At 66.7% G+C, this 25,154-nt stretch carries 25 protein-coding genes, 2 tRNA genes and 1 pseudogene; 23 read left to right on the forward strand and 5 right to left on the reverse strand.

Going from position 1 to position 25,154, the window contains the following annotated elements:
- Positions 1 to 57: 57 nt before the first annotated feature.
- The 10 genes from F622_RS0109825 (at position 58) to iscR (ending at position 9,464) form a co-directional block, all read left to right on the forward strand.
- Positions 58 to 699, forward strand: a complete 642-nt coding sequence (locus tag F622_RS0109825) for a phosphoribosylanthranilate isomerase (protein WP_019571858.1) — start codon at positions 58 to 60, stop codon at positions 697 to 699.
- The gene (gene trpB / locus F622_RS0109830; RefSeq protein WP_018650237.1) at positions 686 to 1,894 is read left to right on the forward strand and encodes a tryptophan synthase subunit beta; all 1,209 of its coding nucleotides are present in this window, start codon (positions 686 to 688) and stop codon (positions 1,892 to 1,894) included. The genes F622_RS0109825 and trpB overlap by 14 nt, the downstream gene beginning before the upstream one ends.
- Complete coding sequence (gene trpA / locus F622_RS0109835; protein WP_019571859.1) at positions 1,891 to 2,724, forward strand: tryptophan synthase subunit alpha; 834 nt, start codon at positions 1,891 to 1,893, stop codon at positions 2,722 to 2,724. Before trpB ends, trpA begins: the two co-directional genes overlap by 4 nt.
- 36 nt (positions 2,725 to 2,760) lie before the next feature.
- Complete coding sequence (gene accD, locus F622_RS0109840; protein ID WP_018169612.1) at positions 2,761 to 3,726, forward strand: acetyl-CoA carboxylase, carboxyltransferase subunit beta; 966 nt, start codon at positions 2,761 to 2,763, stop codon at positions 3,724 to 3,726.
- Between the two features lie 8 nt (positions 3,727 to 3,734).
- The gene (gene folC, locus F622_RS0109845; RefSeq protein ID WP_018169613.1) at positions 3,735 to 5,072 is read left to right on the forward strand and encodes a bifunctional tetrahydrofolate synthase/dihydrofolate synthase; all 1,338 of its coding nucleotides are present in this window, start codon (positions 3,735 to 3,737) and stop codon (positions 5,070 to 5,072) included.
- Positions 5,073 to 5,182: 110 nt separating this feature from the next.
- Entirely contained in the window at positions 5,183 to 5,782 is a 600-nt protein-coding gene (locus tag F622_RS0109850) for an SPOR domain-containing protein (protein WP_019571860.1), read from the forward strand.
- Positions 5,783 to 5,864: 82 nt separating this feature from the next.
- Positions 5,865 to 6,416, forward strand: a complete 552-nt coding sequence (locus tag F622_RS0109855) for a CvpA family protein (RefSeq protein WP_018169615.1) — start codon at positions 5,865 to 5,867, stop codon at positions 6,414 to 6,416.
- Between the two features lie 95 nt (positions 6,417 to 6,511).
- A complete protein-coding gene (purF, locus tag F622_RS0109860) occupies positions 6,512 to 8,020 on the forward strand; it encodes an amidophosphoribosyltransferase (RefSeq protein WP_018169616.1) in 1,509 nt (502 codons plus the stop codon).
- A gap of 13 nt (positions 8,021 to 8,033) precedes the next feature.
- Positions 8,034 to 8,621 (forward strand): L,D-transpeptidase, encoded by a 588-nt coding sequence (locus tag F622_RS0109865; protein WP_018176894.1) that lies wholly within the window; start codon positions 8,034 to 8,036, stop codon positions 8,619 to 8,621.
- Between the two features lie 363 nt (positions 8,622 to 8,984).
- Positions 8,985 to 9,464: a Fe-S cluster assembly transcriptional regulator IscR gene (gene iscR / locus F622_RS0109870; protein ID WP_018951746.1), complete on the forward strand. Its 480-nt coding sequence runs from the start codon at positions 8,985 to 8,987 to the stop codon at positions 9,462 to 9,464.
- A gap of 115 nt (positions 9,465 to 9,579) precedes the next feature.
- Here the strand turns inward: iscR and F622_RS0109875 are convergent, their stop codons facing one another.
- The 3 genes from F622_RS0109875 to F622_RS0109885 are packed head-to-tail and all read right to left on the reverse strand — an operon-like array spanning position 9,580 to position 13,573.
- Positions 9,580 to 11,586: a DUF3488 and transglutaminase-like domain-containing protein gene (locus F622_RS0109875; RefSeq protein ID WP_026331565.1), complete on the reverse strand. Its 2,007-nt coding sequence runs from the start codon at positions 11,584 to 11,586 to the stop codon at positions 9,580 to 9,582.
- 44 nt (positions 11,587 to 11,630) lie between these two features.
- The gene (locus tag F622_RS0109880) at positions 11,631 to 12,653 is read right to left on the reverse strand and encodes a DUF58 domain-containing protein (RefSeq protein WP_019571862.1); all 1,023 of its coding nucleotides are present in this window, start codon (positions 12,651 to 12,653) and stop codon (positions 11,631 to 11,633) included.
- Positions 12,635 to 13,573: a MoxR family ATPase gene (locus F622_RS0109885; protein ID WP_019571863.1), complete on the reverse strand. Its 939-nt coding sequence runs from the start codon at positions 13,571 to 13,573 to the stop codon at positions 12,635 to 12,637. The genes F622_RS0109880 and F622_RS0109885 overlap by 19 nt, the downstream gene beginning before the upstream one ends.
- A 124-nt stretch (positions 13,574 to 13,697) precedes the next feature.
- Here F622_RS0109885 and F622_RS0109890 point away from each other — a divergent pair, with 124 nt between their 5' ends.
- The 7 genes from F622_RS0109890 to F622_RS0109920 all read left to right on the forward strand — a co-directional run bounded on the left by F622_RS0109890 (position 13,698) and on the right by F622_RS0109920 (position 18,978).
- Complete coding sequence (locus F622_RS0109890) at positions 13,698 to 14,846, forward strand: MlaE family lipid ABC transporter permease subunit (protein WP_019571864.1); 1,149 nt, start codon at positions 13,698 to 13,700, stop codon at positions 14,844 to 14,846.
- A 3-nt stretch (positions 14,847 to 14,849) separates the two neighbouring features.
- The gene (locus F622_RS0109895) at positions 14,850 to 15,653 is read left to right on the forward strand and encodes an ABC transporter ATP-binding protein (protein WP_026331566.1); all 804 of its coding nucleotides are present in this window, start codon (positions 14,850 to 14,852) and stop codon (positions 15,651 to 15,653) included.
- Entirely contained in the window at positions 15,650 to 16,663 is a 1,014-nt protein-coding gene (locus tag F622_RS0109900; RefSeq protein ID WP_018145840.1) for an MlaD family protein, read from the forward strand. The genes F622_RS0109895 and F622_RS0109900 overlap by 4 nt, the downstream gene beginning before the upstream one ends.
- A 4-nt stretch (positions 16,664 to 16,667) precedes the next feature.
- On the forward strand, positions 16,668 to 17,339 hold the full coding sequence (locus F622_RS0109905) for a membrane integrity-associated transporter subunit PqiC (RefSeq protein WP_026305966.1): 672 nt from the start codon (positions 16,668 to 16,670) through the stop codon (positions 17,337 to 17,339).
- On the forward strand, positions 17,336 to 17,845 hold the full coding sequence (locus tag F622_RS0109910; RefSeq protein WP_018169625.1) for a glutathione peroxidase: 510 nt from the start codon (positions 17,336 to 17,338) through the stop codon (positions 17,843 to 17,845). The genes F622_RS0109905 and F622_RS0109910 overlap by 4 nt, the downstream gene beginning before the upstream one ends.
- Positions 17,835 to 18,329 (forward strand): tRNA adenosine(34) deaminase TadA, encoded by a 495-nt coding sequence (gene tadA / locus F622_RS0109915; RefSeq protein ID WP_018169626.1) that lies wholly within the window; start codon positions 17,835 to 17,837, stop codon positions 18,327 to 18,329. Before F622_RS0109910 ends, tadA begins: the two co-directional genes overlap by 11 nt.
- 85 nt (positions 18,330 to 18,414) lie before the next feature.
- Positions 18,415 to 18,978, forward strand: a complete 564-nt coding sequence (locus F622_RS0109920) for an RDD family protein (protein ID WP_018650224.1) — start codon at positions 18,415 to 18,417, stop codon at positions 18,976 to 18,978.
- Positions 18,979 to 19,029: 51 nt separating this feature from the next.
- Here the strand turns inward: F622_RS0109920 and F622_RS0109925 are convergent.
- Together F622_RS0109925 and F622_RS0109930 are read right to left on the reverse strand one after the other, a co-directional pair.
- A tRNA-Thr gene (locus tag F622_RS0109925) sits at positions 19,030 to 19,105 on the reverse strand.
- 68 nt (positions 19,106 to 19,173) lie between these two features.
- Positions 19,174 to 19,260 (reverse strand) — tRNA-Leu (locus tag F622_RS0109930).
- Positions 19,261 to 19,364: 104 nt separating this feature from the next.
- Here F622_RS0109930 and queA point away from each other — a divergent pair.
- The 6 genes and pseudogenes from queA to F622_RS0109960 form a co-directional block, all read left to right on the forward strand.
- A complete protein-coding gene (gene queA / locus F622_RS0109935; protein ID WP_018650223.1) occupies positions 19,365 to 20,441 on the forward strand; it encodes a tRNA preQ1(34) S-adenosylmethionine ribosyltransferase-isomerase QueA in 1,077 nt (358 codons plus the stop codon).
- Entirely contained in the window at positions 20,431 to 21,546 is a 1,116-nt protein-coding gene (gene tgt, locus F622_RS0109940) for a tRNA guanosine(34) transglycosylase Tgt (protein WP_019571865.1), read from the forward strand. The genes queA and tgt overlap by 11 nt, the downstream gene beginning before the upstream one ends.
- Before the next feature lie 84 nt (positions 21,547 to 21,630).
- Positions 21,631 to 21,960 (forward strand): preprotein translocase subunit YajC, encoded by a 330-nt coding sequence (gene yajC, locus F622_RS0109945; RefSeq protein ID WP_018145833.1) that lies wholly within the window; start codon positions 21,631 to 21,633, stop codon positions 21,958 to 21,960.
- Between the two features lie 21 nt (positions 21,961 to 21,981).
- The gene (secD, locus tag F622_RS0109950; RefSeq protein ID WP_018937723.1) at positions 21,982 to 23,850 is read left to right on the forward strand and encodes a protein translocase subunit SecD; all 1,869 of its coding nucleotides are present in this window, start codon (positions 21,982 to 21,984) and stop codon (positions 23,848 to 23,850) included.
- Positions 23,851 to 23,864: 14 nt separating this feature from the next.
- On the forward strand, positions 23,865 to 24,812 hold the full coding sequence (gene secF / locus F622_RS0109955; RefSeq protein WP_018937722.1) for a protein translocase subunit SecF: 948 nt from the start codon (positions 23,865 to 23,867) through the stop codon (positions 24,810 to 24,812).
- A 150-nt stretch (positions 24,813 to 24,962) separates the two neighbouring features.
- Positions 24,963 to 25,154 (forward strand): annotated as a pseudogene (locus F622_RS0109960) (ISL3 family transposase); the annotation flags it as partial.

Raw genomic sequence — 25,154 nt, forward strand, 5'->3', positions numbered from 1 at the left:
GATCGCGTGCCGGGTTCTGGTAGGCTTTGCGACCGGACAGAGGAGGCCGGCGGGCGCATGCGTTATCGGGTGAAGATCTGCGGAGTGACGAGCCCGGAACAGGCACGCGCCGCGGCGGCGGCCGGGGCCGATGCCATCGGGCTGGTGTTTCATGCAGCGAGTCGGCGGGCGGTTGAGCCGGCGCAGGCCGCGGCCATCGCGGCCGCGCTGCCGCCGTTCGTGACCACGGTGGGTCTGTTCGTGGACCCGGATCCGTCACGAGTCGAAACGGTGTTGCAGACGGTAGGGCTGGATTGCCTGCAGTTTCACGGGCACGAGACGGCGCCGTTTTGCGCGCACTTCGGGCGGCCTTATCTGAAGGCCATCGCCATGGGCAAGGGGCAGGATCCGCGCCCGGCGATGGAGCAGCACCCGGATGCCCAGGGGTTTCTCCTGGATAGCCATGGTGGGGGGCGCAGCGGCGGGTCGGGGCACCGCTTCGACTGGCAGCGCGTCCCCGATGCCCTGGAACGGCCCTGGCTGCTGGCCGGGGGGCTGGATGCGGACTCGGTGCGCGCTGCGCTGGAACACCTGCGCCCGTACGGGGTCGATGTGAGTTCCGGGGTGGAATCCGCGCCCGGAATCAAGGATGCACGACGCATGCGGGCCTTCGTGCAGGCGGTGCGTCAATGCGAGGTGGAGACTGATGAACAAGATTGACTGGGCGGCTTTCCCGGATGCCCGTGGGCATTTCGGGCCGTATGGCGGGCGCTTCGTGTCCGAGACCCTGATGGGGGCGCTGGACGAGCTGCAGGCGGTATACGAGCAGTACATGCAGGATCCCGACTTCCTGGCGGAGCTGGATCATGACCTGAAGCAGTTCGTTGGGCGGCCCAACCCGCTCTATCACGCCGAGCGCATGTCGCGGGAACTGGGTGGGGCGCAGGTCTACCTCAAGCGCGAGGACCTGAATCACACCGGCGCGCACAAGGTAAACAACACGATCGGCCAGGCCCTGCTGGCCAAGCGCCTGGGCAAGAAGCGAATCATCGCCGAGACCGGTGCCGGACAGCACGGCGTTGCGACGGCCACCGTGGCCGCGCGGCTGGGGCTGGAATGCGTGGTCTACATGGGCGAAGAGGACACCCGGCGCCAGACACAGAACGTCTATCGCATGCGTCTTTTGGGTGCCGAGGTGGTGGCGGTGAAATCCGGGACCCGCACCCTGAAGGACGCGTTGAACGAGGCGATGCGCGACTGGGTGACCAACGTCGACGACACCTTCTACATCATTGGCACCGTGGCAGGGCCGCACCCGTATCCGGCGATGGTCCGGGACTTCCAGGCGGTGATCGGCCGCGAGGCGCGCGAGCAGCACCTGGCGATGACCGGCCGCCTGCCGGATACCCTGGTGGCTTGCGTCGGCGGGGGGTCCAACGCGATCGGCCTGTTCCATGCGTTCCTCGGTGACGAGTCGGTGGCGATGATCGGGGTCGAGGCCGGGGGCGACGGGGTCGAGACCGGGCGCCACTCCGCACCACTGTGCGCCGGACAGCCGGGCGTTCTGCACGGCAACCGGACGTACCTGATGGAAGACGAGAACGGCCAGATCATCGGCACGCACTCGGTCTCGGCGGGCCTGGACTACCCGGGCGTCGGGCCGGAGCATGCGTGGCTGAAGGACATCGGCCGGGTGAACTACGTGTCGGTAACGGATGACCAGGCGCTGGCCGGCTTCCACCGCATGACCCGCACCGAGGGCATCATCCCGGCGCTGGAGACCAGTCATGCGATTGCCCATGTGCTGGACCTGGCCCCGCAGATGCGTCCCGATCAAAGCATCATCATCAATCTGTCCGGGCGCGGCGACAAGGACCTGAACACCGTGGCCGAACGCGAGGGGATTACGCTATGAGCCGCATCGAGCAGCGTTTTGCCGAACTGCGCGAACAGAATCGCGCGGCGTTGATCCCGTACGTGACGGCGGGCGACCCGGAGCCGGGGGCCACCGTACCCCTGATGCACGCACTGGTGGAAGCCGGGGCCGACCTGATCGAGCTGGGCGTACCGTTTTCCGACCCGATGGCCGATGGCCCGGTGATCCAGAAGGCCTGCGAGCGGGCCCTGCGTTTTGGCACCGGGTTGCGCGACGTGCTGGCGATGGTGGCGGAGTTCCGCAAGACCGACACCACTACGCCGGTGGTCCTGATGGGCTACCTGAATCCGGTCGAGCGCATGGGGTACGAGACCTTTGCCCAGACCGCGAAGGCGGCCGGGTTGGATGGGTTGCTGACGGTGGACCTGCCGCCGGAGGAGAGCGAGGACGTGGTGGGGCTGCTGGAGCAGGCCGGCATCGATCCCATCTTCCTGATCGCGCCCACGACCTCGGAGGCGCGTATCGATCATGTGGCCCGGGCGGCGCGCGGCTTCGTTTACTACGTATCGCTGAAGGGCGTGACCGGTTCGCAGACCCTGGATACCTCGGCACTGGCCGCGCGCCTGGAAGGTCTGCGTCGCCACACCGGGCTGCCGTTGGGCGTGGGCTTCGGCATTCGCGATGCCGAGACCGCGGGGAGGGTCGCGCAGGTGGCCGATGCCGTGGTGGTGGGCAGCGCGATCGTGCGCCTGGCCGAAGAGCACGACGGCGATGCCGACGGCTTCGCCCGTGCGGCGGCGGCGGTGGTCAGTGAGATGCGTCGTGCCATGGATGCGGCGCGCTCCCCGGGCGCGGCAGCCACGGTGTAGAATGCGCGGCGCCGATTCGAATTACGGGGAGACGGCATGAGCTGGTTCGAGAAGTTGATGCCTTCGCGCATCCGCACCGACAATGCGACCAAGCGGGGGGTCCCGGAGGGCCTGTGGGTCCGTTGCGAGGGCTGTGACGCGACGCTTTATCGCCCCGAGGTGGAACGCAACCTCGATGTCTGCCCGAAATGCAGTCATCACCGCCGCATGAGCGCACGCCGGCGCCTGGAGACCTTCCTGGACGCCGAGGGCCGCGAGGAGATCGCGGCGGATATCGAATCCTCCGATGTCCTGAAATTCCGCGATTCCAAGAAGTACAAGGATCGCCTGGTGGCGGCCCAGCGGGCCACCGGCGAGCGCGATGCCCTGATCGTGATGCAGGGCCAGCTTCTGGGGCGCCCCTTGGTGGCGTCTGCCTTCGACTTCCGCTTCATGGGCGGTTCCATGGGCTCCGCGGTGGGCGAGCGCTTCGTGCGCGGCGCCAACCGGTCGCTGGAACAGGGCATCCCGCTGGTGTGCTTCAGTGCCTCCGGTGGTGCGCGCATGCAGGAGGCGTTGTTTTCGCTGTTGCAGATGGCCAAGACCAGCGCGGTGCTGGCGCGCATGCAGGAAGAACGCATCCCGTTCATCTCGGTGATGACCGATCCGACCATGGGGGGTGTGTCCGCGAGCCTGGCCATGCTGGGTGATCTGAACGTGGCCGAGCCGAATGCCCTGATTGGCTTTGCCGGGCCGCGCGTGATCCAGCAGACCGTGCGCGAGACCCTTCCCGAGGGCTTCCAGCGTTCGGAGTTTCTGCTCGAGCATGGCGCGATCGACATGATCGTCGATCGCCGTGACATGCGCAGCCGTCTGGCTGCGGTGCTGGGCATGCTGACCCACGCCCCGGCGCCGGGCGCCGACCCAGCCGCAGATGAGGCGGAGGGCGAGGGGTCCGTCGAGGTTATCAGTCCCGAAAACGGGGCGGACGGCGAGCGCGTCGACGCGCCGCGCCCCGCCTGAGGCAGTCGGTGCGCTTCACGACCCTGGCGCAGTGGCTCGCCTTCCAGGAGCAACTGCATCCCGTGGGAATGGATCTGACCCTGGAGCGCATTGCCCTGGTGGCCGACCGCCTGGGGCTGCGTGGGACCGGCAGACCGCCCACCGTGATCGTGGCCGGGACCAACGGCAAGGGGACGGTGGCGACGCGCACCGCGGCCCTGCTGCAGGCGCAGGGGCTGAAGGTCGGGCTGTTCACCTCGCCGCACCTGCTGCGCTACAACGAACGCATCCGTATCGACGGCGAGCCCGTCTCCGATGCCGCCCTGTGCCGTGCCTTCGAGGCGATCGACCAGGCTCGCGGCGAGGATTCCCTGACCTATTTCGAATTCGGTGCACTGGCCGCGGTCTGGCTGTTCCGCGAGCAGGGAGTCGCGGTACAGGTGCTGGAGGTGGGGCTGGGCGGGCGCCTGGACGCCGTCAACATCTGGGATGCCGACGTTGCTGCGATCACCGCGGTGGACCTCGATCATCAGACCTGGCTGGGCGACAGTCGCGAGGCGATCGGCCGCGAGAAGGCCGGTATCATGCGCCCCAATCGCCCGGTTGTGCTGGGCGAGCCCGAACCGCCGGGCAGCGTGCTGGAGCATGCCGCACAACTGGGGGCGCAGGTCCTGCGCAGTGGGCGTGATTTCGCCCTGACGCGCGACGCGACGACGCTACGATGGCAGTGGCAGGGGACGGCGCGCGAATGGCGGGTCGAGGGCGCAGCCGCCCGGATTGATGGTGCGGCGCTTCTGAACACGGCTACGGCCCTCGCTGTGGTCGAATCACTGGGACTGGCCCGGGGGCTCGACGATGGTGTCGTCAGTCGGGCCCTGGCGATCTCGGCGCCGGGGCGTCTGCAGCGGCTACACGGCGAGCCGGAATGGCTGCTGGATGTCGCCCACAACGTGCATGCGGTCAACGAACTGGCGCGCTGGCTGGAGGCGCATCCCGTCCCGGGCGCAGTGGTGGCCCTGGTCGCCGTCATGGCGGACAAGGAGCGGGCCGCCATGTGGAGTCGTCTGGATGGCCTCGTCGATGCCTGGGTGCCAGTCCCACTGGACCTGCCGCGGGCATTGCCCGCCGCGGCGCTGGCCACCGAGTTGGAGGCGAGCGGACAACGCCGGGTGTCCCGCGTGGATGACGTCGCGGCGGCCATCGCAGAAGCAACGCGTTGCGCCGGACCTTGCGGCCGGGTGGTGGTGTTCGGTTCGTTCTACACCGTGGCGGCGGTACTGGAGCAGTCGCAGGAGCTGGCCGAGCTGGCACTGTCCGGGCAGGCCGAGGCGCTTGGTGGCGCGGGCGAGGTTGTGCATGCCCTTTGAGCGTCAGGAGCGTCATGCCCGACGGCTTGCGACGCCGGCGCGAGCGAGCGTACTGTCACAGGCGTGTAGTGTTTCCTTAACTGGCCCTGGCGCCGCCCTCGGATGACCGCATGACCAGCAGCGACAATCCCATCCGCTTTCGCCTGGTTGGCGCGGTCATCCTGATCGTGCTGGCGGTCATCTTTCTGCCCTGGTTGTTCGACGGGGCAGGTTACGAGTACATGAGCGGGATCGATGACCCGGTGCCCGCGGCGCCCACCTTTGCCGAGCCCGATATCGCCCTGCCATCGGAGCGCCCGGCTGCACGGCGGGACACGGCACCCGCCGCGCCGGCGGCGGAACGCGACAGGCCGGTTGCCGAGTTGCACAGCCTGGAGAACGGCGAGGGCGCGCGCGCGGCCGCTGGGGAGCAGGGAGGTTCCGCGGCCCGCCAGGATGCGCCGGTGCGCTCGGTCGAGCCAGACGAGCCGGTCCAGGCCGGGTGGGCGGTGCAGGTCGGGAGCTTCCGCGGCGAGGACAACGCGCGCGAGCAGGCGGCCCGCCTGCGCGACACGGGCTGGCCCGCCTTCATCGATGACTCCATGGCCGATGGCCGCCCGATTTACCGGGTGAAGGTCGGTCCGCTGGCGCAGCGCGAGGAGGCCGTGAAGCTGGGCGAACGCCTGCAGGACGAGCTGGAGCTGTCCGGTATCGTGGTGGCACACCCCTGATGGCCATGACGACCGGGGCACCCTGCGAGGAACCGATGGCTGGGGTAAACTACGCGCCCTTTCAGCACGCGATGCCGGCCCCGTGAACTGGATCGACCTCATCATCATCGCCCTGATCGTTGTGTCAGGGCTGATCAGCCTTTTCCGTGGCTTCGTGCGCGAGTCCTTTTCGCTCGCCACGTGGATCGTGGGCGTGTGGCTGGGTATCCGCTATGCGGCCGAGGTGGCGGAACAAATCCCCCAGGCGGTTTCGGATGCCACCCTGCGCCTGGGCATTGGCTTCGCCCTGATCTTTATTGGCGTCCTGATTGTGGGCGGCATTCTCGGAGTAGTGGCCAACCGCCTGGTGAAGGGGACCGGGCTGACCGGTACCGACCGCTCGCTGGGCGTGATCTTCGGGCTGCTGCGCGGTGTGCTGCTGGTGGCGGTGCTGATCTTCCTTGCCTCGCTGACCTTGATGCCGGACGAGTCCTGGTGGGAAAACAGCCGCCTGATCCCGGAGTTCGAGCGCCTGGTGGATTGGCTGATTGCCCAATTGCCGGAAGGCTGGCAGGAACAGATCCATGATCTGCTGGCGAGTGACGAGCCGGTCGAAGAAGTAATCCCCGACGCCGACGAGCCGGCGACGCCCTAGAAGCGAGCTGCAAACGGCATTTGCAGCGCAACGTGTGCTGACAGGCCGTGAACGGCTTTGGTCAGCGTTTGCAAAACCCTGGAGCCTGAAACCGTATGTGTGGAGTTGTCGGAATCGTCGGGCGCAGCCCGGTGAACCAGCCCCTTTATGACGCCCTGCTGGTCTTGCAGCACCGGGGCCAGGATGCCGCAGGCATTGTGACCTGTGACGATGACGGGCGGCTGCATCTGCGCAAGGACAACGGTCTGGTGCGCGATGTGTTCAACAACCAGCACATGCAGAGCCTGACGGGCCATATGGGTATCGGCCACGTGCGCTACCCGACGGCCGGTTCGTCCAGCTCGGCCGAGGCGCAGCCGTTCTACGTGAACTCGCCATTCGGGATTACGCTGGGGCACAACGGCAACCTGACCAACGCGCGCGAGCTCAAGCAGGCGCTGTACGCCACGGATCGCCGGCATATCAATACCGACTCGGACTCCGAGATCCTCCTGAACGTCTTCGCCCAGGAGCTGCTGCGCTTCCTCGACAACGGGCTGACGCCGGATTCCGTGTTCGATGCGGTGGAACGCGTGCATCAGCGGGCGGAAGGCGCCTACGCGGTGGTCGCGATGATCGCCGGGGGCGGTTTGCTGGCGTTCCGCGATCCGCACGGCATTCGACCCATTGTTTACGGCTCGCGCGAGGCCGAAGAGGGCGGGCGCGAATGGATGGTCGCCTCGGAAAGTGCCGCGCTGGAGTCCCAGGGCTTTGATCTGGAGCGGGACCTGGCGCCGGGCGAGGCGGTGTTTATCACGCCGGACGGCGAGGTCAGCACGCGCGTGTGTGCCGAGGGGACTCGCCTGAACCCGTGCATCTTCGAGCACGTCTACTTCGCGCGCCCGGACTCGGTGATCGACAACGTGTTCGTCCACCGCGCCCGCATGCGCATGGGGACCGCGCTGGGCGAAAAGATCCGGCGCATCTGGCCGGATCACGACATCGACGTGATCGTGCCGATCCCCGACACCGGCCGTACCGTAGCGCTGGAGATGGCGCACGAGCTGAACATCAAGTACCGCGAGGGGTTCATCAAGAACCGCTACATCGGGCGTACGTTCATCATGCCGGGCCAGACCAAGCGGCGGAAATCCGTGCGCCAGAAGCTCAACGCGATCTCGCTGGAGTTCCGCGGCAAGAACGTGATGCTGGTGGACGACTCCATCGTGCGCGGCACGACCTCGCGCGAGATCGTGATGATGGCGCGCGAGGCCGGGGCGAAGAAGGTCTATTTCGCCTCGGCCGCGCCGCCGGTGCGCTATCCCAACGTGTACGGGATCGACATGCCGGCCGCCGACGAGCTGATTGCCCACGGTCGGGACGAGGCCCAAGTGTGTGAGGCGATTGCCGCCGACCGCTTGATCTACCAGGACCTTGAAGACCTGCAAAAGGCCGTGCGCCGCGGCAACCGGAACATTCAGGAGTTCGACTGCTCGGTCTTCACCGGGGAGTACGTGACTGGATTGCCTCCGGACTATCTGGAACACCTCGCGGCGCTGCGCGGCGACGGGCTGGTGAACACGCCGGTCGCCGGCGAGGTGCTGGATCTGGCCAACAAGAAGTAGACGCGAGGTGCTCTTGCCCAGTCTCCAATGGATCGAACCCGTCGTCCGGGATGCCCGCGAACGAGCCCCCAATGCGGATGATGTCCCGGTGGTGGTGGTCCGGGTGGACCAGCAGCGGCTGTACGTCTGGGAGGCCGGGCGGGTGACGGAGATCTTCGATGTATCGACCTCGGCGCGCGGGGTAGGTTTCGAGGAGGGCACCTTCAAGACACCGCTGGGCCTGCATCGGATTGCCGAGCGCTTCGGTGATAGCGCGCCGCGGGGCACGATCTTCCGTGCCCGTGGCAACACCGGCCAGATCGCGGAAATCCTGACCGAGCCGGGCGCGCAAAGCCCGCGCGACAACATCACCTCGCGGATCCTCTGGCTGGAAGGGCTGGAGCCGGGCATCAATCGGGGCGGCAATGTGGATTCGCTGCGCCGGTACATCTACATCCACGGGACCGACGAGGAGGGACGCATTGGCGAACCGGCCTCGGAGGGCTGTGTGCGCATGCGCAACGATGAAGTGATCGAGCTGTTCCCGCGCCTGCCGGTCGGGACGCTGGTGATGATCCTCGAGGGTCCGGCCGTGCCGGAGCTCAGTCGGCCGTCCGGCTGACAAGCCAAGTGCCCGGACGGGCACGTCCGTCATCTCCGGTACCCATCGGAAAAGCGCGTCTCCGCTCGGGCATATCGTCTCTTCGTCCTTCCTCCCCCCCTGCCTTCTGCCAAGGCTGGCCCGTTGCCGATTCGGTCTTGTGCCGGGGAACTCCGTTGCATGGAACGGTTCTGAATACCTACGTTAGCATTCCGTGATCTTTGTTCATTCGCCTGCTAGAATGAGGGAATTATTCCCGACTACCATTGTCAGGTAAATAAGGAATTATTCTTGACAGGCGTTGTCAGGAATTAAGAATGGATGCCAGCCTGCGAACGGATGTCGAGCAGGACACATACTCAAGGTTATTCGGAGGCAACAAGCATGAAACTCTCAACCAAGGGCCGCTATGCAGTGACGGCCATGATGGATCTCGCGATTCACGACCGGATCGGGCCCGTGACGCTTGCCGACATCTCGCAGTGCCAGGGCATTTCGCTGTCCTACCTCGAGCAGCTGTTTGCCAAGCTGCGCAAGGCCGATCTGGTGGAAGGCGTGCGGGGCCCGGGTGGCGGTTATCGCCTGGCCAAGCGTGCGGACCAGATCAGCATTGCCAACATCATTACGGCGGTCGATGAAACAGTCGACGTGACGCGCTGCAAGGGCCACAAGGACTGCCAGGACGGCGATCGCTGCCTGACCCACGAGCTGTGGGACGACCTGAGCCAGCAGCTCTACGACTTCCTCGACGGGATTACCCTGGCGCAGTTTGCCAACCGTCCCGAGGTGCAGAAGGTCGCGCGGCGTCAGGACGAGCGGCGTGGTGCCCGGCACCACTTCATCTTCCGTAACGACGCGGCATAAGGCGTTATTCGGGGCGATTCGCTCACGCGGATCGTGGACAGAAAACGGGGCCGTCCGGGTCAGACAGACCGGGCGGCCCCGAGTCGTTTTGGGGCGCCGGAAACACGGGCGCGCACTACGCGTGGGCAGGGTCCGGTCGGGGCGCGGGCGGCTTCCCGCGCGGTACCGCGTACAGCAGGCTGCGCAGGTGACGCAAATCCTCCCGGCGTTGTTCGGGCGTCAACGGGGCGAAACGCTGGCGGTTGTATGCCTCTGCGAAGGCCTTCAAGGATTCCCTCAGATCCGGGCGCGCCCGTGCGACGCGGCGGGACCAGGCATCCACAGGCTCGTGGGCCTGGCGCGCCAGGCGGCGGTCGTGGCGCGCGATGCGGCGCGATAGTTGTTGCAGTACGCGATCGGCGGGCGCGTGCCGCTGGCGCGGCCGGCGCAGCCCTACCCAGGTCAGGGCGATCAGTGCCAGGCTGCCGAACCCAGCCCCCAGCGCGATCAGGACCGAGCGCCAGTCCTGCGAATCCAGCCCGAGGCGAGCGAACAGCTCGCGCTGGCGTTCGGGGTCGAAGGCCAGCACCCAGCTTTCCCAGCGAAAGCGTGCGAAGTCGCCCCAGTCGTCCATCCCGAAGCGCGCCCGCTGCAGCCAGGAGAGCCCCTCCCCGCGGCGGAGAAAGCCGGGTATATCCTCGCCGGTGTCGCTGGCCAGCCCGGGCAGCCCCTGTTCGATGCGTTCGGGTGCGATGGCGGCGGTGGGGTCGACCCGGATCCAGCCTTCGCCATCCAGCCAGACCTCGTTCCAGGCGTGGGCATCGGCGTTGCGCAGGCGCAGGTATTCGCCACGGGCCTGCCATGCTCCGCCCTGGTAGCCGGTGACGACGCGGGTCGGGATATCGGCCGCGCGCATCAGCACTGCAAACGCGGAGGCATAGTGCTCGCAGTAGCCGGCCTGGGTCTCGAACAGGAAGGTGTCGGTGGCGTCGTCTTCGAGGCGTGGGGGCTGGAGAGTGTAGCGGTATGGCTCGGCGCTGAAGCGTTGCAGGGCCGCCTGGATGATGGCGCGATCGTCGTCTCCGTGGGTGGCGCGCCACAGGGCGACCTCGGCCCGCGACAGGGGCGCGGCGGAAGGCGGCAGGTGCAGTGCGCGGGTGCGCTCCTGTGGGTCCAGTGTGGGTTCGCCCGCTCCGGGTGGGGTGGTCAGGGCGGCCTCGGCGCTGTACTGGATGCGGCTGGTCACGGGGCGATCGCGCAGGACCTGGTAGTTCGCGCGCAGCTCGGCATCCTCGGGCAGGGCGCTTGGGTAATCCAGCATCGGCAGATAGCGCGCTCGGGTGGGCTCCAGGGTGGCGGTGTAGCGGATGACGTTGTCGGTGTCGGCGGCCGTGGGCTGGATCACCGAGCGATTTTCGTCCGCGGACCAGCGCCGGCCATCGAAGTCTGTCATGACCAGGGCGCGCCAGTACTGCGCTCGCAGGGGCGGCACTTGGCGGTCGAATTCGACCCGCAGCGCGGTCGATTCGTCCTGCAGCAGGTTGGCGATATCGCCGGGATTGAGCTCGCCGGACAACCCGGTGCGCGCGGTCTGCTCGCGTTGTGGGTCGCCCCACAGCGGACCCTCGACGCGCGGAAAGACGAAGAACAGGATCAGCATGAAGGGCAGGGCATGCAGCAGCATGGCGCCCGCCTGCCGCGCGAGGCGCGGGCGGGGGATCACGCGTCCGGCATGCACCTGGATCAGCGCGGCGGTGAGCAGCCAGGTGGCCAGGAGCGAATAGGCCGCGATCAGGATGGATTGGTCGAAGAAATAGGTGGTGACCACCACGAAGTAGCCGAGGAACAGTGCGATGACGATGTCGCGGCGGTTGCGGGTCTCCAGCAGCTTGAAGGCGATCATCACCAGCAGCAGCGCGGTGCCGGCCTCCTGGCCGAATACGGTGCCAAACTGCGCGAAAGTCAGGCCACCGGCGATCACGGCCAGCACGCTCATCACGCCCAGGGAAGGCGCGGGGCGGCCCGTTCCCAGCAGCCACGCCCGCGCGGCGATCGCGAGCACGACCAGCGCGGTGATCCATGGTGGCTGATGCCAGACGTGTGGCAGGGCGGCGACCGGCAGGGCGACCAGGGCCAGCTCCAATCCGCGCAGATCCGTGTGGTCTGCAGGCTTGGCGGTCTTGTCTCTCATGGGCCCGGCTCCGGGTTCATTTCGACCGGGGTGCTGCGGAACCGCGCAAGGGCATGCAGGCAGTGATCGCGGTGAATCACTCCCTGGGCCGGCTCCAGGGCCTGGTCGGGCAGGCGCAGGCCGAAGACGCGGCCCTCGGCATGGGCCGCGAGTACCTGATGGCACAGCATGGACAGGCGGGTCTCGGTATCGGAGGCGGGCATGGCCCCCCATTCCAGCCACAGGCGATCACCCTGGCCGCTGGCGAATTCACGGACATGCAGCTTGCCGCTGCGGGCGAAGGCCTTCCAGACGATGCGACCGGGTGGATCGCCCGCGCGGTAGGGGCGGATCTGATCGGGCGCATCGCCCTCGCGCCGGTCGTGCGCCCCTGCGGCTTCTTCGCCATCGTCCCCGGTGGTGTGTCCCGGATCGATCGGCGCCGGGTAGACCACGATCTCCGGCGCCAGGGTCAGCCAGCTCCAGACCTCCAGGATGCCCAGCGGGTAGCGTGTGTCCAGCCGCTGGCGTGGCAGGCGGTAAACGCCGCGTGCGAGTCCGGGCAGTTCCAGCTTTGCGGTATGGGTCCCCTGTGCCGGGACCGGGAAAGGGGCGCTGGAGTGCGTCCCGATGCGCAGGACCAGGGCCTCGCGGGCCCGTCCAGCGGTCTCGCTCAGGCGTAGCGGGAGGGTCAGCGGTTGACCGGAAAATACCGCAGGGACGGGCAGGGTGGAGACCTGCAGACCCAGCAGGTTGCGATGGGTGTACCACATGGCGTTATGGCCGATGCCCACCAGCAGGAAGGTCAGCAGGAACGCCATGTTGTTGGAGTAGTTGATCGACCCCAGGAGCATCACCAGGATGACGCCGAACAGGGTGTACCCGGCACGCGTGGGCAGGATGTAGATGCGGTCGCGCCCGAGGTGCGCCTGGTCGCCATCGTGTGCGTGGCGCCGGGTGATCCAGCGGATGGCATCGTCGCGCAGGCGGGCCATGCGGCCGCGCGAGCGGGCGGGTCCGGTCACGGAGTCGGGACGCATTCCATCAGGCGCGCGACCGTGCGTTCGGGGGCCTCCGGCTCGCGTGCGCGCACCCGATGTCCGGCGACGGCGGGCAATACGTGGGCGATATCGTCGGGTGTCGTGTAGTCACGGCCCTCCAGGAAGGCGTGGGCCCGGGCCGCACGCAGCAGCCCCAGCCCGGCACGCGGTGACAGGCCGTGGGCGAAGCGCGCTCGGTCGCGGCTGGCACTGATCAGGCCCTGGAGATAGTCGAGGACCTCAGCGCGGGCATGGACCTCGGCCACCTGGTCCTGCCACTCCCGCAACTGGTGCGGGGCCACCAGGCTGGGCGGGGTGGGGTGGCTCTCCGCCACCGGTGCGGCCGCGGGAGCGGGCCCGCTGCGTTCCAGCAGGGCCCGTTCGGCGCCGGCGTCCGGGTAGCCAAGCTGGATGCGCATCAGGAACCGGTCGAGCTGGGATTCCGGCAGCGGGTGGGTGCCGACCTGCTCCTCCGGATTCTGGGTGGCGATGACGAAAAACGGCACCGGCAATTCGCGGGTGGCGCCCTCCACGCTGGCCTGGCGCTCTTCCATTGCTTCCAGCAGGGCACTCTGCGTTTTCGGGGGCGCGCGGTTGATCTCGTCGGCCAGCAGGACCTGGGTAAAGATCGGTCCGGGGTGGAAGCGGAACTGGCCGCTGCCCTGCTCGAAGATGGAGACGCCGAGGACATCACCGGGCAGCAGGTCACTGGTGAACTGCACGCGCTGGTACTCGAGGTTCATCGCCCGGGCCAGGGCGTGGGCCAGGGTGGTCTTGCCCACCCCGGGCACGTCCTCGATCAGCAGGTGACCATTGGCCAGCAGGCAGGCCAGCGCCAGGCGCACCGGCTCGGGTTTGCCAAGGAGGACCTCGTTCAGTGCGTGTTCTACCTGTTGCAGGGCGTCCTTGGCCGATGACATTCGAGCCTCGTTGTTGGTTGCGGCGGATGGATTGGCAGTCTGCCTTGAAGAGTTCTTCACCGGCGAATGGTTCCAGGTGCCAGGATGCAGCTACCATGAAGGCTCGTTCTCCGCGAGTCACGCGATGGATTCCACGGCCGCCAGTGCGGAACCCCCGTTCGAATATGATGCCACAGTCGATCCCGCACCCCGGCTGCGCCTGTCGGGGCGGCTGGACGTGCATGCCGTGGAGCAACACTGGGGCTCGCTGCGTCGCCGTGCCCGCGATCTGGGGCAGCAGGCGGCGGGTGCGGTGCTGGTTGACCTGCGGGGCGTCGAGTACTGCGACGGGGCGGGGGCGGCGTTGCTGCATGCGCTGGAGCAAGACTTCGCGCGCGCAGACGCCGAGGTCCAGTTCGAGGGTATGAGCCGCATGGTCGAGGAGCAGCTTGCCCCCTATCGGGAGCTGGATGCGGTCGAGCCGGCTCGGGCTGCGGACGGGCGCGGTTGGTGGCAGGGGTGGATGGACGGCGTGGACCGGGTGGGGCGTGCGGCGCACTCGCAGTTCAGCTTTGTCGGCGAGCTGACCCAGGCCGTCGGCAGTGCCCTGCGCCACCCGCGTCAGGTGCGTTGGGGCGATACCCTGCGGGTGGCGGAGGCGGCGGGCTTCCAGGCCCTGCCAATCGTCTCGCTGATTGCCTTCCTGCTGGGCGTGATCCTGGCGTTCCAGTCGGCGATCGCGATGCGCCAGTTCGGGGGCGAGATCTTCGTGGCCAACCTGGTGGCGGTCTCGCTGTTCCGCGAACTGGGGCCGTTGATGATGGCGATCCTGCTGGCGGGCCGCTCGGGGGCCGCCTTCGCGGCCGAGATCGGCACGATGAAGGTGAACGAAGAGGTCAACGCCCTGAAGACAATGGGGCTGGATCCGGTGCGTTTTCTTGTGTTGCCGAAGGTGCTCGCGGGGTTGCTGGTTGCGCCGTTGCTGGCCCTGTACGCGAACATGATCGGGCTGATCGGCGCTGCGGTGGTGATGCAGGGCTTCGGCATCCCCTGGGTGGCGTTCTTCAATCAGGTGACGTCCGCGCTGTCACTTTCGGACCTGTTTTCCGGGCTGGTCAAGGCGGTGGTGTTCGGCCTGGTGGTCGCCACGGTCGGCTGCCTGCGCGGATTGCAGACTGGCAGCGGGGCCGCCTCGGTGGGGCTTTCGACCACCAGCGCGGTGGTCACGTCCATCATCCTCATCGTGGTGCTGGATGGCGTCTTCGCCGTGCTGTTCTACCACCTGGGGGTCTGAGGGATGACAGGTGTGGCCGCGACGAACCCGGATAACGCGCAAGGTGAAGTGGTCATCCGTGTTCGCGGGCTGACCATGGGCTTCGACGACCTCGTCCTGATGCGCAATCTGAACTTCGAGGTGCGCCGGGGCGAGATATTCGTGATTCTCGGTGGCTCCGGTAGTGGCAAGAGTACGCTGCTCCAGCACATGATCGGGCTTTACCGGCCTCAGGCCGGCCATATCTGGGTCGCCGGTGCGGATATCACCGAGGCGGAGGGCGCGCAGCGCGAGGCGATCCTGCGCCGGGTCGGGGTGATGTACCAGATGGGGGCGCTGTTCGGGTCAATGACGCTGCTGGAGAACGCGCGCCTGCCACTGGAGGTGCACACCGATCTCCCGCGCGAGGCGATGGATGCGGTCGCGCGCGCCCGTCTGCAATTGGTGGGGCTGGGGGCGTTCGCCGATTTCATGCCCTCGGAGATCAGCGGCGGCATGCAGAAACGCGCGGCCATCGCCCGCGCCATGGTGCTGGACCCGGAGGTCCTGTTCCTGGACGAGCCCTCTGCCGGCCTCGACCCGATCACCTCGGCGGACCTGGATCGGCTGATCCAGCGCCTGGCCCGGACCCTGGGCATGACCATCGTGATCGTGAGTCACGAACTGGCCAGTATTTTTGCGATTGCCGACCGGGTGATTATGCTCGACAAGGAGAGTAAGGGGATTGCCGCCGAGGGCGACCCGGCCACCCTGCGTGACACATCAGATCATCCGTGGGTGCAGCGCTTCCTGCGGCGGACGGATTCCGACCAAGAGAGGTCCGCATGAGTGCCCGACATCATTTCCGACTGGGGTTGTTCATCCTCGGCGGGCTGGCGGCCCTGGTGGCGGCGTTGCTGATCCTGACGGCGGGCAATCTGCTGCGCCCGTCCATCCAGATCGAGACCTACATGGATTCCTCGATCCAGGGCCTGGAGATCGGGGCGCCGGTCAAGTTTCGCGGCGTGAACATCGGCGAGGTGACCGACCTGACCTTTACCTCGGTGGTCTACGAATCCGATGTGCGCCCGCGTGATCGCCGGCGCTACGTGATGGTGCGGGCGCGGCTGTACCCGGACCGCTTTGCCGCCAGTGCGCGGGAAGGCGAGTTCGAGACCCGTATTCTCGAGAATCTGGTCGAGGCCGGGCTGCGCGTGCGCATGGCGGCACAGGGAATCACCGGCATGAGCTACCTGGAGACGGATTTCTCCGAGCCGGGAACCCATCCGCCACTAGCCCATGACTGGGAGCCACACTCGATCTATGTGCCGTCTGCGCCCAGCACCGCAATGCAGTTCCTCGAATACGCGGAGAACCTGCTCAAGCGCATCGACGAGCTGGATATCGAGGGCGTCGTGGACAACCTGACCAACCTCTTGGTGACCGTGGATACCACGCTTAACGAACTGGATACCGGGCGCCTGGCGGAGCAGGCCGATGAAATGATCGACGAACTGAAGACCACGACCCGCACGGCGACCCGGGTGATGGAGTCGGTCGAGCGTCTGGTCGAGCATCCGGATACCCAGGCCCTGCCCAGCGAGACCCGCGCCGCGCTGCGCGAACTGCGCGAGACCGCCGAGGCGGCCGATGTCGGGCGCTTGGTGGACCGGATGGATGCCATGGTGGAGCGACTGGACCGGGGGATGGACGTCAGCGAGAGCAAGTTGCTGGAGACTCTGGACGAGCTGCAGGCTACGATCACCGGCTTGCGCAGCCTCTCGGACGATGTTCGCCGCAATCCCGGAGGTGCGCTGTTCGGTGCCCCGCCGCCGCGCAGTTCGATGGACGAGGAGTAAACCGATGACCCGATGGACCCTTCCCGCGCTTCTACTGATGGCCTGGACGCTGGGCGGCTGCACGCTGATTCCCGAGCGCGATGCAGTGGACCGCGCGTGGTTCCTGCTGGAACTCCCGGCCGATCCGGCCCCGCGAATGGCCGAGACGAGCGAACCGCTGGCCGTGGAGCTGGGGTCGGTGCGGGTGGCGCCGGCGTATGGCGGGAAGGGGCTGGTCTACCGACTGGGAGATCACCGCTACGAGTCGGACTACTACAACGAATGGTTCCTGGCGCCGGCGGAGCAGGTCGAGCAGCTGCTGCGGGAACGCTGGACGCGCCACGGGGCGGCCATCGAGCTGGTCGACAACGCCTCCGCTGCGCGCGCGCAGGGGCGTCCGGCCGTGCAATTGCACATCCTGGTGACGGCCCTGTATGGCGATCTCGATACCGCGAATCTGGAAGAGCTGGGCGAGGTGGGTCCCGATGACCCGGTGCGCGGGGTCGGTCGTGTAGGCCTGCGCACCCAGCTGCGCTTTGCCGAGCACGCCCGCCTGGCCCACATGGAGGCCGAGCGCAGCATCAACCGCCGTTCGGCCTCGCGCCTGGTGGCGGCGCTGTCGCAGGCGACCGCGGAGGTGCTGGCCGGGCTGGAAGACGAACTGCTCCGCGAGGCGGAACGGGCGGGCGACGAATGAACGATGTCTTTGACTTTGCCGCGCCGCTTCCGGACGGCGAAGAACAGCCACTGGCGGCCTGGCGCGGGGATGTCCTGCTGATCGTCAACGTGGCCAGCGAGTGCGGGTTCACGCCGCAGTACGAGGGCCTGCAGGCGCTGCAGGAGCGCTATGCCGAGCGTGGATTCCGGGTGCTGGGGTTTCCATGCAACCAGTTCGGCGGGCAGGAGCCCGGGGATGCCGACCAGATCCGCGCCTGCGGGCTGCGCTTCGGAGTGTCGTTCCCGGTGTTCGCCCGAATCGAGGTGAATGGGGATGCGGCGCATCCCCTGTACCGGCATCTGAAGGACCAGGCGCCCGGGGCGCTCGGCACCCGGGGCATCAAGTGGAACTTCACCAAGTTTCTGGTCGGGCGCGACGGCCGCGTGATCGACCGCTTCGCCCCGCAGAAAAAGCCGGCTGATCTGACCCGTGCGATCGAGGCGGCGCTGGACGAACCACACCCGAGAGCGGCGAATGGATCCTAGCGGCGCCGGCCCCGCGCCGGATCACGCAGGGGCCGATGACTACTGGATGGAGAAGGCCCTGGAACAGGCCGAACAAGCGGCACAGGTCGGCGAGGTCCCGGTGGGGGCGGTGCTGGTGGCCGCCGATGGCACATGCCTGGCGGCCAGCCACAACGCGCCGATCGGGCTGCACGACCCGACCGCGCACGCCGAAATCCGGGCGCTCCGGGCCGCCGGTGAGCGCCTGGAGAACTACCGGCTCCCGGGTGTGACGCTCTACGTGACCCTTGAACCCTGCAGCATGTGTGCCGGCGCGATGATCCACGCCCGGTTAGCGCGCGTGGTGTTCGGTGCCAGCGACCCCCGCACCGGAGCCGCCGGAGGCGCCCTGGAGCTATTCGGCCACCCCGCGCACAACCACCGCATCGATGTGACAGGTGGAGTGCTCGGGGGCGTGGCCGGAGAGCGACTGCGCCGTTTCTTCCGCGCGCGGCGGGACAAGTGATGGCGCGCGCGTTTCAGGCGGATGCCAGACCAAGGAGAAGGCCTTCAGATGGGCCCGGGAACGGGCATGACACAAGGAGAGTGAGATGTTCTGTATGCAATGCGGACAGGAAGTCCACCAGGAAGCGCGGTTCTGTCACGGGTGCGGGACGGCGCTAAAGCCGCAGGCGTTGGGCGCCGAGTGTGAGGTTGCGACGCCCCGGGCTTTCGCCCAATACGCCGGTTTTTGGTATCGGGCGCTGGCGTTGTTGATCGACTGGGTGCTCGCCAATATCCTGGGGATGCTGGTCGTGCTGCCCCTGAGCTTTGTCCTGGGCATGACGATGGTAGGCCATGAACCCGAGGTGATTGCTGGCGCCGGGGCTTTGCTGGGGATCGTGATGGGGACGGCTGTGTTCTGGCTTTACTTCACGGTTTTCGAGTCGTCCGGCTGGCAGGCGACACCAGCCAAGCGGATGCTGGGCCTGCGAGTCACGGATGCGGATGGCCAGCGGATCGGCTTCGGGCGAGCCAACGCTCGCTATTGGTCCAAGATCCTCTCCGCCATGACCCTCTACATCGGTTTTTTGATGGTCGCGTTCACCGAACGCAAGCAAGGGCTGCACGACATGGTGGCATCCACTCTGGTAGTACGACCGGCCCGGCAATGAGGTGCGGATTGCGGGCGATCCGGCCAATGCCGGGGTGTTCCCCGAGAAAAATGGAGCCGGCGACAGGAGTCGAACCTGCGACCCTCTGATTACAAATCAGATGCTCTACCAACTGAGCTACACCGGCCTGGTGCCAGGGAAGCATCATTGGATGCTTCCCTGGGGTTTGGGCCTGGCGGCGGGCCCGAGAAGATTTGGTGCCGGGAGCGAGAATCGAACTCGCACTCTGTTGCCAGAACCGGATTTTGAATCCGGCGCGTCTACCAGTTCCGCCATCCCGGCTTGTGGGGCCGTAGTGTAGCGCAGGTTCTCTGCGGCACAAACGGGGCAGAGCGATCTTCCGCACTCCGCGCCGCGTCGAGTGGTGCGTGGTAGGATCGCGCGCCATGCGTGTTGCCGATTTCGATTACGAGCTCCCGCCGGAGCTGATTGCACAGTATCCGCTACCGGACCGGGCGGGTTCGCGTCTGTTGGTCCTGGAGGAAGAGCGCCCGCGGGACGCTCGCTTTGCAGAGATCGAGGATCTTCTGCGGCCGGGTGACCTGCTGGTGCTGAACGATACCCGGGTGATTCCGGCGCGTGTCTTCGGGCGCAAGGAGAGCGGGGGACAGGTGGAGGTCCTGGTCGAACGAATCGAGTCGCCCGGCCAAGTGCTGGCGATGGTCCGCGCCAGCCGGGCGCCGAAGGTCGGGGCCCGGCTACGCCTGGCGGATGCCTTTACCGTTGAAGTGACCGGCCGCGAGGGCCCGTTCTTCCGCCTGGCCCTGGTTGATGCCGACGATGTGCTCGCGTTGTTGCGCGAGCATGGACACATCCCCCTGCCGCCCTATATCGAGCGCGCCGACGAGGCGCATGATGCCGATCGCTACCAGACCGTGTTCGCGGCGCGCGAGGGTGCGGTTGCTGCCCCCACGGCAGGCCTGCATTTCGATGATGCCCTGCTGGGGCGCCTGCGCTCGGCGGGGGTGGAGACCGCGACGGTGACCCTGCACGTCGGGGCGGGGACCTTCCAGCCGGTGAAGGTCGAGGACACTTCGGCGCATGAGATGCATGCGGAGTGGTTGGAGGTGTCCCCCGAGGCCTGCGCGGCGGTAGCGGCCTGCAAGGCGCGTGGCGGGCGTGTGGTCGCGGTCGGTACGACCTGCGTGCGCTCGCTGGAGACCGCGGCCGCTGGGGGAGAACTGGCGCCGTTCCAGGGCGAGACGCGGCTATTCATCCAGCCGGGGGATCGATTTCGGGTGGTGGACCGGATGGTGACCAATTTTCATTTGCCGCAGAGCACGCTGTTGATGCTGGTGGCGGCATTTGCCGGCTATCGCCGGATCCTGGATGCGTATGCCCACGCGGTGGCGCAGCGCTACCGGTTTTTCAGTTACGGCGACGCGATGTGGCTGGCGCCGGGGCAGGGCGATGATCTGCCCCCGAGTATGACCACCGCTGCGGGAGAATCCGATGGAGTTTGAGAATCTGGCCGCCGATGGCGCGGCGCGCCGCGGCCGTCTGCACTTCCCGCGCGGGACGGTGGAGACCCCGGCCTTCATGCCGGTGGGAACCTACGGCACGGTTAAGGCGATGACGCCGGAGGAGCTGCGCGAGCTGGGCGCAGAGATCATCCTCGGTAACACCTTCCACCTGATGCTGCGCCCGGGCACGGAGGTGATCCGGGCGCATGGCGACCTGCACGATTTCATGCACTGGGAGGGCCCGATCCTGACCGATTCCGGCGGATTCCAGGTCTTCTCGCTTGCGGAGATGCGCAAGATCAGCGAGGAGGGTGTGCGTTTCCAGTCACCGGTGGATGGCTCGAAGGTGCTGATGACGCCGGAGTCCTCGATGCAGGTGCAGCGTGAGCTGGGCTCGGACATCGTGATGATCTTCGACGAGTGCACGCCATACCCGGCCACCTTGGACGAGGCGCGCCAGTCGATGGAGTTGTCGCTGCGCTGGGCGGCGCGTTCGCGCACGGCACACGGTGACAATCCGGCGGCGCTGTTCGGCATCGTGCAGGGCGGGATGTACCCGGACCTGCGGCGGGAGTCGGCCGAGGGGCTACAGGCGATCGGCTTTGACGGTTACGCGATCGGCGGGTTGTCGGTGGGCGAACCGGAGGACGAGCGCCTGCAGACGCTGGATGCCACCCTGCCGCTGCTGCCGCAGGATCGTCCGCGCTACCTGATGGGGGTGGGCCGGCCGGAGGACATCGTCGAGGCCGTGCGACGCGGCGTGGACATGTTCGACTGCGTGATGCCGACCCGCAATGCCCGCAACGGGTTCCTCTATACCCGCGAGGGCGTGCTGCGCATCCGCAATGCGCGCTTCCGCGACGATGTCGGCCCGGTCGATCCGGAATGCGGGTGCTACACCTGTCGCCACTATTCACGGGCGTATCTGAAGCACCTGGACAAGTGCAACGAGATCCTCGGTTCGCGCCTGGCGACGACCCACAACCTCCATTACTACCAGGATTTGATGCGCGGATTGCGCGAGGCGATCGCGGCCGGCGCGCTGAGCGAGTTCGTGGCCGATTTCTACGGCCGACGCGGCATGGCGATCCCGCCTGTGCCATAATCCGCGCGGTATTTTTTTCGCTCGCCGGGTGTGGCCCGAGCTCCCCGGTGGCGTCCGAATCTGAACCGAAGACGGAGTGTTTCGATGGACTTTCTGATTTCTGCAGCGCATGCCCAGGAAGGTGGAGCGGCCGGCGGCGGCATGATCGAGTTCCTGATCATGATCGTTATTTTCTTTGCGATCATGTACTTCCTGATCATCCGCCCGCAGAGCAAGCGCGCCAAGGAGCACCGCTCCATGGTCGAGGCCCTGTCCAAGGGCGACGAGATCGTCACCAATGGCGGTGTGGCCGGCAAGATTACCGAAGTCAGCGACGACTTCATCAAGGTCGACATTGCCGACGGCGTGAACGTGGCGGTACAGAAGCAGTCGGTCGCCTCCGTGATGCCCAAGGGCACGCTGAAAGATCTCTAAACGCCCTCCAGGGTTTTTGATATGCGCAATTCCTATCCGGCGTGGCTGTACGCCCTGATCGTCGTGGTCGTTCTGGGCGCGGGGCTGTATGCCGCGCCCAACCTGTTCCCGGAAGACCCGTCGGTGCAGATCGGTAATCCGGTCACCGGCGAGATCGACGGGAACATCCGTGACCTGATGGGCACCATCCTGGGTGCCCAGGGCGTGACGCCGAAACAGGTGGAGGAGCAGGACGACGGGCAGCTACTCCTGCGCTTCGAGACCAGCGACGAGCAGTCGCTCGCCGCGGAGATCCTGCGCAATGCCCTGGATGACAACCACACCGTCGCCCTGAATCTGGCCCCGGCGACGCCGAACTGGCTGCGCGCGATCAACGGGCAGCCGATGGCACTGGGTCTGGACCTGCGCGGCGGGGTGCACTTCCTGATGGAGGTGGATCTGGATGCCGTGATCGGAACGGCGATGGAACGCTACTCCAACGAGCTACGCGGCAGGATGCGCGACGAGCGTCTGACGTTCGACACGATCGAGCGCAGTTCCAGTGACCTGACCGTGATGTTCGCGGACGAGGAAAACCTCGCGGCAGCCGAGAGCTGGCTGACCCGCGAATATCGCGGCGAGCTGGAATGGGAGATCCGCGGTAGCGGCGACACCACCCGCATGGTGGGCACCCTGAGCGATGACCACCTGACCGAGCTGCGCCGTCAGGCCCTGCAGCAAAACATCTCTACCCTGCGCTCGCGCGTGGATGAGCTGGGTGTGGCCGAGCCGATCATTGCCCAGCAGGGCGAGCACCGGATCGTGGTTCAGCTCCCCGGCGTGCAGGACACTGCGCGGGCCAAGGAAGTGCTCGGAGCGACCGCCACGCTGGAGTTCCGCCTGGTCTCCGAGGCCGGTGACCCGATGGAGGCCGCTGAATCTGGCCGCGCACCGTCCGGGACGCGTCTGTACCGCGAGCGTGACGGGACCCCGGTGCTGCTGCAGCGCCAGGTGATGCTCACCGGTGACTACATTACCGACGCCTCTTCCGGGATTGCCCAGGATAGTGGCGGCCCGGCCGTGTTCATCAATCTTGATGGCCAGGGGGCGCGCATCTTCTCGCGGGTGACCTCGGATAACGTGGGCCGCCTGATGGCGTCGGTGTTCATCGAGACGACCACCGAGACGGTGGAGGAAGACGGCGAGCAGGTCATGCGTACCTCGCGCAGCGAAGAGGTCATCAACGTTGCGCGCATCAACGAGCCGCTGGGCCGACGCTTCCAGATCTCGGGTCTGGATACCACGCGTGAGGCGCGCAACCTCGCGCTGCTGCTGCGCGCCGGTGCGCTGGCCGCGCCGATGTCGATTGTCGAGGAACGCACGGTGGGTCCGAGCCTGGGCCAGGAGAACATCGATCGCGGCATGCAGTCGGTGGTGATCGGATTCATCCTCGTGATGATCTTCATGATCCTCTACTACCGCGCCTTTGGACTGATCGCGAACGTGGCGCTGGCACTGAACCTGATCTTCATCGTCTCGGTTTTGTCGATGCTGCAGGCGACCCTGACCCTGCCGGGGATTGCGGGGATCGTGCTGACCGTCGGCATGGCAGTGGACGCCAACGTGCTGATCTTTGAGCGCATACGCGAGGAGATCCGCAACGGACTGTCACCCCAGGCGGCGATTTCGTCGGGCTATGACCGAGCGTTCACCACCATCGCGGACGCCAACGTGACGACGCTGATCGCGGCGCTGGTGCTGTTCCTGTTCGGTACCGGGCCGATCAAGGGCTTTGCCATCACGTTGTCGATCGGGATCATCGCGTCGATGTTCACCGCGATCATCGTGACCCGCGCAATCGTCAATCTGACCTACGGGCGCCAGCGTCGGCTGACGCGCCTGGCCATCTGAGCGCGGAGAAAACTATGCTTCCGCATCTGAATTTCGCTGAATCGAACATCGATTTCCTCGGCAAGCGCAAGATCACGATCGCGATCTCGCTGGTCCTGATCATTATCTCGGTGGCGCTGCTGGCCACCCGCGGGCTGAACTTCGGGATCGACTTCACCGGGGGGACCCTGGTGGAAGTGGGCTACCCCGAAGCGGTGGAGCTGGATACGATCCGCGAGACCCTGTCGGCGGGCGGCTATGAGGGGGCGCAGGTGCAGACCTTCGGCACCTCGCGCGATGTCCTGATTCGCCTGCCGCCAAGCGAAGACGACGACAACCCGGCGATGTTGTCCAACCGGGTGTTGAATGCTCTTCGGGATGGCGGGCCGGACGATCCGGATCTTCGTCGGGTGGAGTTCGTCGGTCCGGCCGTCGGCGAGGAGCTGCGCGAGCAGGGCGGTCTGGCGATGATCTATGCGCTGGCCGGCATCCTGATCTATGTGGCAGTGCGTTTCGAGTGGCGCTTCTCCATTGGATCGGTGCTGGCGCTGGTGCACGACGTGCTGATCACGCTGGGGATCTTCTCGCTGCTGCAGATGGAGTTCGACCTGGGGGTGCTCGCCGCCGTGCTGGCGGTGATTGGCTACTCGCTGAATGACACCATCGTGGTGTACGACCGAATACGCGAGAACTTCCGTGTGCTGCGCAAGCAGAGCACGGAACAGGTGATGAACAATGCGGTGAACAAGACCCTGGCGCGGACCATCGTGACCAGCATGACCACCCTGCTGGTGTTGCTCTCGCTCGCCTTCCTGGGTGGGGCGGCCCTGCAGAACTTCTCGATTGCGCTGATCATCGGGGTGGTCGTGGGGACGTACTCGTCCATCTTCATCGCGGCGACCGCAGCGTTGATGCTGGGTGTCGACCGTCAGGTCCTGCTGCCGGTGAAGAAGGAAGGGGCGGAAGAGGATCAGACGCCCTGACCCGGTTCATGCCTGTCCGAATCACCCTGTCCTAGCCATATGTAGGACAGGGGACATAAAAATGGTTCATCGAAGGATACCGGGGAGGTGTTCGACCGCTGAAGGGCATCGTAGTCTCGCGTGGAGCCAGGAAGGACACGGGAGGGAGCGATGCTGGACAAGAAGACGTTGCAGAAGCTGGGCGGCTGGGAAGGCTATCGGCTGGAGCGTGCGGTTTGGCCGGAGGAGGCCGGCGGCACGCTGGAGTTGCACCTGAAGCCGACGCGGCAGTGGATGCACTGCGAACGCTGCGGTCATCGGACCCGGCAGGTGCACGAGACGACGCTGCGGCGGGTCCGGGAT

The sequence above is a fragment of the Thioalkalivibrio sp. ALMg3 genome, assembly GCF_000381225.1.
Lineage (GTDB): Bacteria > Pseudomonadota > Gammaproteobacteria > Ectothiorhodospirales > Ectothiorhodospiraceae > Thioalkalivibrio > Thioalkalivibrio versutus.